General features: G+C 48.3%; 8 protein-coding genes. 1 reads left to right on the top strand and 7 read right to left on the bottom strand.

The annotated features are described in order from the left end of the window. Positions 1-37 precede the first annotated feature (37 nt). Positions 38-2,143: a glycoside hydrolase family 5 protein gene (locus BUB22_RS11065; RefSeq protein ID WP_073115179.1), complete on the top strand. Its 2,106-nt coding sequence runs from the start codon at positions 38-40 to the stop codon at positions 2,141-2,143. 290 nt (positions 2,144-2,433) lie between these two features. Here the strand turns inward: BUB22_RS11065 and BUB22_RS11060 are convergent, their stop codons facing one another. The 7 genes from BUB22_RS11060 to BUB22_RS11030 form a co-directional block, all read right to left on the bottom strand. Beyond that, entirely contained in the window at positions 2,434-4,755 is a 2,322-nt protein-coding gene (locus tag BUB22_RS11060; RefSeq protein ID WP_073115178.1) for an NADP-dependent malic enzyme, read from the bottom strand. A gap of 162 nt (positions 4,756-4,917) precedes the next feature. Further along, the gene (locus BUB22_RS11055; protein ID WP_073115177.1) at positions 4,918-5,391 is read right to left on the bottom strand and encodes a DUF6169 family protein; all 474 of its coding nucleotides are present in this window, start codon (positions 5,389-5,391) and stop codon (positions 4,918-4,920) included. 5 nt (positions 5,392-5,396) lie between these two features. Next, positions 5,397-5,522 (bottom strand): hypothetical protein, encoded by a 126-nt coding sequence (locus BUB22_RS17190; protein WP_256374640.1) that lies wholly within the window; start codon positions 5,520-5,522, stop codon positions 5,397-5,399. A 211-nt stretch (positions 5,523-5,733) separates the two neighbouring features. Beyond that, positions 5,734-6,126: a hypothetical protein gene (locus BUB22_RS11045; protein WP_073115175.1), complete on the bottom strand. Its 393-nt coding sequence runs from the start codon at positions 6,124-6,126 to the stop codon at positions 5,734-5,736. Positions 6,127-6,160: 34 nt separating this feature from the next. After that, positions 6,161-6,739 (bottom strand): hypothetical protein, encoded by a 579-nt coding sequence (locus tag BUB22_RS11040; RefSeq protein WP_073115192.1) that lies wholly within the window; start codon positions 6,737-6,739, stop codon positions 6,161-6,163. 53 nt (positions 6,740-6,792) lie between these two features. Beyond that, entirely contained in the window at positions 6,793-7,260 is a 468-nt protein-coding gene (locus BUB22_RS11035; protein ID WP_073115174.1) for a hypothetical protein, read from the bottom strand. A 323-nt stretch (positions 7,261-7,583) separates the two neighbouring features. Next, positions 7,584-12,530: a RecQ family ATP-dependent DNA helicase gene (locus BUB22_RS11030; RefSeq protein WP_073115173.1), complete on the bottom strand. Its 4,947-nt coding sequence runs from the start codon at positions 12,528-12,530 to the stop codon at positions 7,584-7,586. Positions 12,531-12,593: the final 63 nt, after the last annotated feature.

Genomic DNA, 12,593 nt, shown 5'->3' with positions numbered 1-12,593 from the left:
GGCAAGTTATGCCCGCACATACCTTCAAGGAGTCAATATGTTTGGTATCGGAAAGTTTGGTCTCGTGTTCGGCGCGCTCTCGCTCGCAAGCACGGCTGCGTTCGCCCTCCCCAAGGCGACCGAGATTTACCCCGACATGGGTCTCGGCTACAACATCGGTAACACCATGGAAGTGCCGGGCAACCAAGGTGGTCCGACAGGATGGGGCAACCCCTTCCCGGATGCCGCTTACGTGAAGGCAATCAAGGACGCCGGCTTCAACACCGTTCGTATTCCCTGCGCCTGGGACAGCCACGCCTCTAACGGAACAATTAATGCCGGCTGGCTTGACTCTGTAAAGACCGTCGTCGATCTCGTCATCAACAACGGCATGTACGCCATCTTGAACAGCCACTGGGACGGCGGTTGGCTCGAAGACCACGTGTTCGACGGCGAAGGCTACGACAAAACTGGTCTCGTGAACAGTTCTGCAGCAACCGTTGCCGCCAAGCAGGAAAGCTACTGGAAGCAGATCGCTACCAAGTTCGCCGCTTACGACGAGCACCTGATTTTCGCATCCGCCAACGAACCCGGCGTGAACGACCCGTGGAACGGCGGTGCGGACAACGGCCAGTGGGCCTTCGACGAGAACCGCATGAAGGTTCTCAAGCAGTTCCATGAAGCATGCATCAAGGCAGTGCGTTCTACCGGCGGAAACAACGCCACCCGTATCGTGGTCGTGCAGGCCCCGCGTACCGAAATCGACAAGTCTCCGCTCCTCGCCTCCATGTACCCGGAAGACCCGGCTGGCGCAGGCTACACCATGGCCGAAATCCACTTCTACCCGTATCAGTTCTCCCTGATGACCAGCGGCGACGAAAGCTGGGGCAAGATGTTCTACTACTGGGAAGACCAGACCCCGGGTAACGATGCCGCACACACCTGTTCCGGCTCCGCCCTCGGTTCCAAAAAATCAATCGATGAATTGTTCAGCGGACTCAAGAGCCGCTTCTACGACAATGGTATCCCTGTTGTAATCGGCGAAATGGGCGCCGTCAAGCGTCTGTCCCTCACTGGTGACAACCTGAAGGCTCACCTGAAGGCCCGTGCAGCCTGGTACGGCTACACCGTTGCCTCAGCCAAGAAAAACGGCCTCGTCCCCTGCGTGTGGGATACCGGTGATGAAGGCGATGGCAACTTCACGATTATCCGCCGCCAGGTGAACAAGTTCGGCGGCAACGTGGGCGACATTACCGACGTCGAAACACTTAACTCTATGCGCGAAGCATACGGCCAGGCCGCTCTCCCGGGCAACAGCATTGATTCTCTCGTCAACCAGAACCCCGATATTCCCGAAGGCGAAGGCAAGGGTATACTGGTGACCTACGCGACCAAGACCTCTGACTCCAGCGAAGTGGGTACACTGCGCATCAACCTTTCTGGCACAAAGAAGGATCTTTCCCAGTACGTGGGTATCGAAGTTCGCCTGAAGGGCGAAGTCGCTTCCGCAGGCCCCTGCACCGGCGCAGGCGATGGTTGCGGTGATTTCGGCTGGACCTCCATGGACCTCTTTATGATGACCGGTGGCAGCTGGGCATGGTTCGACGCTCCCGTACTGCAGCAGGCCGACCAGGAACTCAACGCATCCAAGTTCCAGACAATCCAGGTCAAGTGGGAAGATTTCCGCACCGAACCAGCCGACCTCAACTCCGCAAATGCCATCGGCCTGAACCTTTACGGTACGCAGGTCACCGGCACAATCACTTTTGACTACATCGCGGGCATCAAGGCCGACGGCTCTATCGAAATCATCGATGACTTCGACAAGAAACCCGGACTCGAAGGCACCGCCACCGGCAAGGTTGTCGCCCTCAACGGCACAGGCGATATCGGATCAAACGCCATCAGGCCTGTCCGCGCGGCAAGTTCCAAGATGCTCGTGAGCGTTCGTCCCGGCACGGTGACCGCCTCGTTCAGCGCCGCCACCGCAGGCATGGCAAGCGCCACGCTCATGAACTTCATGGGCCAGGTCATCGACCAGAAGACCTTCAGCGCAAGCAAGGGCGCGAACAGCGTCGAACTGCAGAGCAACTACCGCGGCGCCGCAATGCTCATCGTGAAGCAGGGCAGCCAGCGCTACGCCCAGAAGGTTCTCCTGAAGTAACATAAAGCCCGCAAGGCAGGAGTGTCCTTGTCGGGCTAATCCCCAAGAGGGATGTGTGGAAATCCCCCGCAGCGAATGCTGCGGGGGATATTTTCAGACCGCTCGTTCGTCGTATCAGGAGCCGAACCTCCGGTTTCTCACTCGCTCCCACCTAAAGGTGGCCATGTACACTAAGCGCTTCCCCAAAGAGGATAACTCTACTAAGGTGCTAAAGCACCAAGTATCGTATAAAAGTGCTAAGTGTCCAAAGGTCGCCTCTGGCTCACCAGACCGCTCGTTCGTCGTGGTCCTTACCACATTTTGTCGAACTTCTTGCGGCTCTTTTCCTCGTCCTTCTTCTCCTGCACAATCGCGTCGATTACGGCGGCGACCGTCAGGTTGAAGATATCGTGCACGGAGGCGTCGGAGTCGGTGAAATGCACCGGCTTGTTCAGGCCCATCTGCACGGGGCCGATGGATTCGCCCACGCCCATCTCGAGGAGCATCTTGCAGGTCGTATTTGCAGAAGAGAGGCACGGGAAGATAAGCGTGTTGACCGTCTGGCCCTTGAGCTTGTTGAACGGGTACTTGGTATCGCGCAGCTGCTTGTCGAGCGCCACGTTCACCTGCATTTCGCCATCGATCATGTAGTCCGGGAACTGCTCGTGAATCATCTTCACCGCATCGCGGGCCTTGTTTGCCGTACCGCGGGCCGCTTCCTTGTCACTGCCGAAGTTCGCGTAGCTGAGCATCGCCATCACCGGCTCGTGAGCGAAGAACCGCACCGCGTCGTGCGTGAGCTTCACGACATCCACGAGCGTTTCGGCATCGGGGTCGCGGTTCACGAGCGTATCGGCCAGGAAGAACGTTCCCTTGCGCGTGCTCAGGATATGCATTGCACCGAAGTGCTTGTATTCCTCGCGGATGCCGATGATTTCCTTCGCAAGTTCGATGGTCTCGCTGTACTTGGAGTAGCCGCCCGTAATGAACGCGTCGGCATCGCCCGTCTTGACCATCATCATGCCAAAATGGTTCGGTTCGAACATGTCGTCGCGTGCCTCGTCGAGCGTCACGCCGTTGCGGCCGTTCTCCTCGGCATAAATCGTCGCGTACTTGCGGCGGCGTTCGAATTCCTCGGGCGAGCGCGGGTTCACAATCCTGATGCCCGTAAGGTCGAGCTGTTCGCGCTGGGCGATAATCTGGATGCGTTCCGGGTTGCCGAGCACAATCGGGTGTGCAACGCCTTCCACCTTTGCCTGCACGGCAGCCTTGAGCATGTTCAGGTTGCTCTCGGCGAACACCACGCGCTTCGGGTTGCTGCGGGCGGTATCGCTGAACTGGCGGATAAGCTTGTTGTCGTAGCCCATCATGTCGCGGAGCTTGTCGTAGTAAGCGTCCCAGTCGGTAATCGGCTTGCGGGCCACACCGCTCTCGATGGCCGCCTTCGCCACCGCGATAGAAACTTCCGTAAGCAGGCGCGGGTCAAGCGGCTTCGGAATCAAGTATTCCTTGCCGAAGGTAAAGCGCTGCGCGTTGTAGGCGATGTTCACCACGTCGGGCACCGGCTGGTGCGCAAGTGCCGCAATCGCACGCACAGCCGCATGCTTCATGTGCTCGTTGATGCAGGTCGCGCGTACGTCCAGGGCCCCGCGGAAAATGTACGGGAAACCGATGACGTTGTTCACCTGGTTCGGGTAGTCGCTGCGGCCCGTCGCAAAAATCAGGTCGCCACGGCTTGCCATCGCCTCTTCATAGCTGATTTCGGGAGTCGGGTTCGCCAGCGCGAAGACAATCGGCTGGTCGGCCATGCTGCGCACCATCTCGCGGGTCAGGATGTTGCCCTTCGAGAGGCCAACAAACACATCGGCACCCTTCATGGCATCTTCAAGAGTCTCGATGTCGGTGCGGTCAGTCGCAAAGAACGCCTTCGCCTCGGTTAAGCCCTTGCGGTCCTTGCGGATAACGCCCTTGCTGTCGCACATCACCAGGTTTTCTTTCCTGAGGCCGAGCGACAAGTACAGGCGAGTGCAGGCGCAGGCGGCAGCACCGGCACCGTTCACCACCATCTTCACGTCGCGGATGCTCTTGCCCGCAACCTCGATGGCATTCAGGAGGCCCGCCGAAGAAATGATGGCCGTACCGTGCTGGTCATCGTGCATCACGGGGATGTCGAGTTCCGCCTTCAGCGTGTTCTCGATCTCGAAGCATTCCGGAGCCTTGATATCTTCCAGGTTGATGCCGCCGAACGTCGGGGCGATACCCTTCACGATTTCGATGAACTTCTTCGGGTCCTTCTCGTTGATTTCGATGTCAAAGACGTCGATGCCCGCGTAAATCTTGAACAGGAGCGCCTTGCCTTCCATCACCGGCTTGCCCGCGAGGGCGCCGATATCGCCGAGGCCAAGAACCGCAGTGCCGTTAGAAATCACCGCGACCAGGTTGCCCTTGCCCGTGTATTCGTAGGCCAGGTTGTTGTCCTTTTCAATTTCCAAGCAAGGAACAGCTACACCCGGAGTGTACGCAAGACCAAGGTCGGTCTGCGTGCTGTGCGGCTTGGTCGGCACGATTTCGATCTTGCCGGGCTTGCCCATGGAATGGTATTCGAGCGCCTGTTCCTTCAAATCCTTGCTCATCTTGGCTCCTTTCCGCGAATATCGGGCCCCATTTTAGGCATTTTTTGCCATTTCGGGCGTCAGGACGCGCGGAATTCAATTTTCGGGCGCAAATATAGAAAAAAGTTTACATTTCTACAAGGAGGGAGAAGGAGGATATTTTCAAGAAAAAAAAGTTTTAAACTAGCCTTCCGGTTCGTTCGCAAGCTTGATAAACCTATCAAAAGCCTCAACAAGCGCCAAAGCGTTCCCATAGGACTTGCGAATAATTAGAAACGAGTAAGATTCCGACTCGCTAAAAACAATTTCCCGCGGTTCTATCAAGAAATCATCCCTGCCAAACTTATCAAACCACGACTGGAACAGGCGGTTCCTCGCCCGCCCCTTTTTATCCGTCGATGTGTCAATAAAAGCAACTAGGGCACAATCGTACCTGTCAAAGAATTCCTTGATTATTTTGACAATTGTATCGCGGGTTTTAGTCCCATAGAACTCATTGACACGTTCAGTATTTTGTGTTCTATAGATGTCAACGCAGAAAATAGGAAAAACCGACTCAAACAAGTTTGTCAAATCACTGAATTCTACGGAAACCTTGTTATGGGTATCCGTCTCGAAATAAAAGACGTCCCCGTCTTCAATGATGGGATAAAACATTGAAACTACTTTGCGGAAGCAAAGCCTTTAAGGGTGCCATTTTCTTGGAAATACTCCGCCTTTTTCTTCTTTTCGGCGAGAAGATCCTTTACAAGTTTTTTGGCCTCAGATGGAGTAAACTGTTTCATCATTTAGTCTCCGTTTTTGAATATAACAAAATGATAGGGAATATGCAAGTAGCGTCGTTTTCATTTCGCGGGTTCATATACCGATTTATTGTCTTTTTCGCCATTTTTGACTCCTTTTAAAACAAAAAGGATCATCCCGCAATGTGCGGAAATGATCCATAATACCACCTTTTCTGGTGTAAAAACAATATACAAAAAAATATGTCACACGGTTTTATCTCGACCTGGTCGAAATACCACCCCCGCCTCCACCAAAAAGACCACCACGGCTACCAGAACTTTTTCTAGCAGCTTCTTGGTCGCATTCTTCCACAGATTTCGTCAAATACGCAATATAATTCGGATGGTCAATATTTTTTCGTAAATCATTCTCCAATCTCCAGTAGTCCACCTCACTATATTGCTGTTGGATCTTGCCCAAAACACAGTAACACACCTGCTGGTTCGCCCCTTTAATACACTCACCGACAAAGCGCTCCCTTGTCTCAAAGGAATACGTGAACCCTTTCGTCTTGCTCTTCTTGGCGACAACAGATGCCGAACCTCCGGCCTGCGCACAAGCAACAGCAACCAGCATCCCGAGCAATATGATTTTTAAATTTCGCATAGGTTTGCCTCCGAAAATTATTTTAAGCCTTTTTCTACAGCACGGAATCCTGTTCGTCTTCAATATTATCCGAGTTTTTGAAGAAATAATAAAGAATTAAGAATCCCTGATGAGTTGAAATCTCGCTTGCGGAACACTCGAGGATGACCATATCAAGATTATCAGCAAGATTTTCGTCCTTTCCCCAAATGGCGGCCAAAGTACGAGCACCACCCTTTAAAGTGTACATCCAGTAATTACCATCTTGAAAAACTGATCCCGGGTCAATTTCATCGCGAATCGTAGGTTCCCCGTATCTCTTTGCGACACGATCTTTTGTGGCGTTGAATGAACTTTGCAATTCTGTTCCATAATCGTTTGTACTGATAGCCGAAGAAATTGCCTTAATCTGATACAAACCCTTATTTTTGTCAACGAATACAATATAATGTTCAAATGACGGATGACTTTTCTTAGGCTTGATTATGTAGGCGTCATTTTTTACGAACTCGGGTTTGCCCTCGCATTCCTTGGCAATATCCTTAAGAGTCATGCCCATTTTCAGCCCAAAAGGCGACGCCATTGCAAGGGCGGGAAATATCGCCACAATCAGAAGAAAAAGCATCTTTTTCATATTATGTCTCCTGAAAAGAGTGTTTCTGCCCATAAAAATACATTCTTCAAGTGTCAAAAGATGACAATCGCGAAAATTTTCGTAAAAAAGGCAAAAAAGCGGGGTTCGGAGACAAAAATACGGGGATTCAGCACCAAAATGTGGGGATTGGCATTGAATATGCTGCGCCTAGAAAACGCGAAGCTCAATTCTATTTCCGTTTCGCTTTCCAAACTTGTAGAATCCGAGGCGAGGACATTAGAAATGATTTCGCCGTTTCTTTTCAACAAAGACTTCTTTTCATTTTCATCAACAACTTCAGGAACGCGAGCAATGGCACGAGACAACTCGCGAATTTCTACGAATGTATTGATGATGTTGATAGTTGTTTGCGTTGCGACACTCCCTTTCAAAATTGTCGCAAGCATGTAGAGACCGCGTTCAGTAAAGGCTGTCGGATTAACAGGACTGTATTTTAGCTTGGCTAGGTGGTCTAAATTTTTGACCACCTCCTTTTTCTCGGCAACATTAACTAATCGCAATCAAAGATAACTCGCTGATCTCTCAACACAAGAATTTTGCTTTCAACTTCATTCATCTTCTACTCCAATCCGCCTACAAGCAAAAAAAGGCGGGGTAAAGTGTTCTCAATGCAAATATACATTCCTCGCATGTCATATTATGACAATTTGAAAAAACACAGATTTTTTTTTGCGCTTCAAAGGCAATGAAACTGACCGGTTGCAAGCCGATCGCCGCGACCTCTCTTATCAAGAAACTGCTTTCTCTTGAAATCATCGAGCCCGTTGCAGGGCATGGCAAGGGTAAGTATCGGGTGAAGGAATAGGTAGCTTCAGGCGACAAATTACGCTCTCGCGAATTCCACTCTAAACAACGGCACCCAGGTTTCTTGCCCGTCTTCAGATGTCCAGCGGACAACTTGCGAAAGGATCGCCTTTTGTGGAACAAGGATGTTCTTTGCCAGGCTTTTCACAAGGCCGCCAGTAAAATCCTTTGCGAACCACGCCCAATAAAGTGAACCTTGTTTTATACAGTAGTTTCCTGTTTTGGGATGAAGTTCTACGGAAAGGGATGTTCCTATCGATTCTTTTTCTAACACCTGTTGTAGCTTTTCAACAAAAACATCGCTAGAATCACCTTTTTTCAGATACTGTCCCAAAGCCATGTCACTGAGTCCTGTTTCAATATGCAGAACCTTCGGGATGGTCACACCGTTAATTTTACCTTGCTTGACAAAATGGCTTAACCATTCTCGCGGCAGCATTTTTTCAGCGCCAATAATAGTTAGCGATTTCTTTGCTCGTGTCGCAGCGACGTAAAGCAGACGATAATTTTCTTGTGCTATTTTCTCGTCGGCATCTTTCAATGCCCACGGACCTAGCGCAAGGATTACATTATCCCATTCAAGTCCTTTTGCACTATGCATTGTCCCTATAGAAACCGCACCCATGTTTTTCGTTGCAAAGTCGCTATACGACACTTCGCTCAAATATTGGTTGAAATCACCTAATGTAATTTCGTCTTCTCCGCAAGCTGTTTCGGTCTCTATAAAATCATTTACTAATGCATCTAGCAATTCAAAAGAACTTTCTGTTTTATGGTTTGTTTTGTAATCGTCTGCAAGTCGCCTGAATTCTTTTGCACTCCACGGGAATTTACCTACGCGCGGGTCCTCCTGGAGTATTTTGCTGAATCCTAAAATTTCTCGTGTTTTTTCAACGGGACATTTGTCCTTGTCTCGCCCTTTAAGAAGGCGATATGGGATATTTTTCTCCTCTAATTTAGCAGCAGCCAAAAAGGCTTCCGCGTTATCTCTCGTCAAAATACAATAGGACTCTGCTGAATTTGATGAAAATCTTTTTGCCAGAATTTCTGCTGCAGCAAAAGCCGCTGTAGCCTTGTCGCTTTCTTCATAGAATGCTAGCGACGCCTTGTCCTGTTTTAGTGCAAACTGTTGTGAGCCTTCTTTTACTCGTTCTGTCATCAAATCAAGTAATTTTGCATTCGCTCGTACAAGTCCAGCGACAGAGCGGTAATTTGTCGTTAAGTAGAATTTTTCTGTATTCGGGAATTCATCAGCAAATTTCTGGAAATACTGAGAAGAACTTCCACGGAAAGCAAAAATACTTTGATCATCGTCTCCAACGACAATAACGCGGGGATCTTTTTCTCCTAAATCATAAAGAGCTCGCAATAGGCGGTATTCTCCTGCAGACAAATCCTGGAATTCATCAACAAGAATAACACCGGGGGCACCTACGCCAACGTCTTCTCCGGATTCAAGAAGTTCAGCCGCCTTAGAAACAACATCGTCGGCATTTTCAAGAGCTTTTTTATTACCCTGTACTCCGAGTATAGAGAAGGCTAGTGAATGGAATGTGGTAATGACTACTTTTGCCGCCAAAGGTCCAGCCAAATCGAACAGGCGCTTTCTGAGTTCTCGGCATGCAGCGCGTGTGTATGTCAAGCACAAGATAGAATCGGGCTTTGCCTCTTCTATCCACAAGAGCGAAGCGACTTTATGGACAAGCAAATGTGTTTTTCCCGAACCGGGACCAGCTCCTACCAGAATATGTTTCTTGCGACTTTTTATGACTTTGCGTTGTTCGTCATTGACTTTTTCAATTTTTCGCTTTAAGTCATCGGATACAGAATCCATCTGGGCAACACCCTGCATATACTTCAAACGGAAATCTGCAATATCCATTACAAAATAATCATCTAGCAACTGCTGAGCCATTTGCTCATTGGTAAGCATCATCTTAGCGTATTCACCAACAATATGAATCGCTTCTGCTTTATGCTTATAATGTGCATTAAGCATTTCGAAGTCTTTTGGAGTAAAACTGCGCTGTTTTGCATCTGGATTCAACTCCAAGACAAGTCCGGTATAAAAAACAACAAGGCCATGGTCCAATGTAATGGAACCAACTAAGTGCAAGAAGAGAAGAGCATACTCCAGTTGCTTTTGCATTTCAATACGGCCAACCGCTTTCTCGCCGTACATTTTTCTCATTAAACTATTTAAGGAGAACCAGACGATATTTCCATTTTTATGAGTTTGTTCCTTTTGCATATCCGTCAATGCATCAATGGCCTTGTCAAATATCTGCCATTGCTTCTTGAGGTTTTCCCTGACACTTTCAGGAGGAACAAGAAATTCTATCTGATAAACCTGATGTCCTGCTTCTACTAAATGGATTTCAGCGACACTTTCGTGGGCCCAATAACGCAGAATGCCACGGAAAATGAAAAGATTCCGTCTAGATGTAGAAGCACCGATAGAGTCATCTCTTTGGTTTAACTGGGAATTGAGTTTGGTCATGTCTATGACAAAGCGGTCATTAACGCCCTTGCCTTCGCATGCTTTCAGCAGTTCTTCCTGCAATTCAGATGCGGCTTTTAAGAGTGAACGTGGAGTATCGTTACCCTTTCTCTGTAATCTTGCGCTCCAATCGTCTTCCTCGTTCAAAAGATTGAGCGTTCTCAATAGCCGCAGTCCATCATTTGCCTGTTCGCGCGTCAGGCCTAAATTTACAGTAAGTTCGTCAAGAGCGCATTCCGGAGAACGGGTCCATCGTTTGCTGATGATATGATGTATTATGCGATATGCAATATTTTCAACAGAATTAGTGATTTCTATCTTGTCTGAACCGATTCTTTCTCGGGCTTCTTCTGCAGAATCAACCGAAATAGATGAACCATACATCTGAGTTCTATTTCGTTTGCGCTTCAGGAATCCTTGCTCTTCCAAAACAAGTATGGCGAGTTTGACTTTTGTCGTATTGACACTGGCGTCAGTTTCTTTTTCTGTCCATCCGCATAGATCGGCAATTTCAAGAGCCGACATGATAATGCGATTCTGGTTGCCAACCGTTTTTTTCAAAACCTTCCAGACGGCTGAAATTTCTTGTGCAGAAAGCTTGGATTGCTGGAGAATTTGAAAGTTCGTGTCAAGATCTTTAGGATTGAAAAGCGCTATACAGCTGGCCTGCAATTTAGGGTCGCGACCCGCACGTCCTGCTTCTTGCACGTAATTTTCTAGCGTACTTGAAATTTCGTAATGCGCAACTAGTTCTACGTTATCTTTGTCGACACCCATTCCGAAAGCCGTAGTCGCCACCATGGTATCCACTTCGCCATTCTGGAATTGGTCCTGAATGGTCATTTTCTTTTCGGATTCCATTTTACCGTTATAGCAGGCGCTAGCGAAACCGCGATTGTACAATTCCTCGGCTAAAGATTCCGTCGTCTTCACCTTGGATGCATATATGATTTTGGGACCTTTATATTCGCGAAGAACATTTACTAACTGTTTGCGCCGTTCGTTGGGAGATTCCGAAGATTCGATAACCTTATACGTCAGATTTGTACGCTTTGCTGGGCTAATGAATTTTACCAGTTCAAGATTTAGGCGTTCCTTAAAATAACCACAGATATCGTCAACAACGGATTGCTTTGCGGTTGCCGTAAAACAACTCACCGAAATCGGAAATTCTAGATTCTTTTCTCTTTGCAAGTCTTTCAAAAAGTCTGCCAAATAAAGATAATCGACTCTAAAATCGTGTCCCCAACCACTAAAGCAGTGCGCTTCATCTACAACGATTCGCTCCACTCGACGATGCTTCAGCAAATTGAATGTCGTATTTGAACGCAGTGATTCTGGAGAAATATATAGAATGTTCTTTTCGCCGTTGCTGACTTTCTCAATAACATCTTTTCTTTCTGCGGGAGAAAGCATGGAATTTATATAGGCAGCATCTCCGATTTGCCTTCGTTTTTCCAAAACATCAACTTGGTCCTTCATCAAGGCGACAATCGGCGAAATCACGACTGTCAATGCGCCTACTTGGGAGCCAGCAATCAATGCCGGTAATTGGAAGGTCATTGATTTCCCGCCACCCGTCGGAAAAACTGCCAATAAGGATTCCCCACGCATCGCCGACTCAACAACCTGTTGTTGAAGAGGAATCTTTTCCCCGTTAAAAGAGCGAAAACTATCGAAGCCAAACCATTTTTTTAATTGCTTAGTCGAACTTAATTGTTCGGAACAGTATGGACATTGGGAGTCTCCGCAAGGAACAAGACGTCTGCGATGCAGAATATTTTCAAGATGCGGATATTGATAGCGTACCCAATAAGGCACATAATCGCTAGGGCCTTCTTCATGGAACAATGTTAGGAGAAAACACCATTCAGCACGGTACGCTTTCCATTCATTCTGAAAATCTTGACGCAAGCAAATTGCTTTTTCGTAATTAGAAGTAAACCAGCGCTGTATTTCCGCTATTTTTAGGCGTAGCTTTAGCGTATTAGGGACATCGACCAGTTCAAAAAAAGGGGCAAAACCAGGCTCATTTTTTAAAAACTGGAAGAGAAGATATTGAAGTTGCCACGGATAACTTCCCCATTTTTCAATGCAATCTTCTAGCAATTTTTTGCAGAGTCTGGCATCTTCCAGCGGATCCGACGGATCGTCTTCATTGTGAAGGTATTCTTTGCGCAATTTATGATACGGTTTGCGCGGGAATAGCAATGACGACAGCATCAATGTGTCAAGCGCTTTGACGTTCGGAAAATCAATAGAGAAATATTGCCGGAGTATCGGGGCGTCATGACGCAGTACATTGTGCCCAACAATAAACTTTGCTTTTGAAGCTGCCGATTCTAATTTGGTGGGATTCCTATCGCGAACATATTCTTCACCCAATATAAAGCCATATTCCCGGACTTTCTGTGTTTCGGGATTATATTCCAAATCAAAAAATAAGAACTTGCTAAAATCGGGCATCCACCTGAAATATAAATGAATTTAGGCATAAAAGGCGCCATTTTAGCGAGAATTGTTAAAAAT

Source organism: Fibrobacter sp. UWCM (assembly GCF_900129735.1).
Classification (GTDB): Bacteria; Fibrobacterota; Fibrobacteria; order Fibrobacterales; family Fibrobacteraceae; genus Fibrobacter.
The sequence above is the reverse complement of the archived record's forward strand: the minus strand, read 5'-3'. Positions and strand labels throughout refer to the sequence as shown.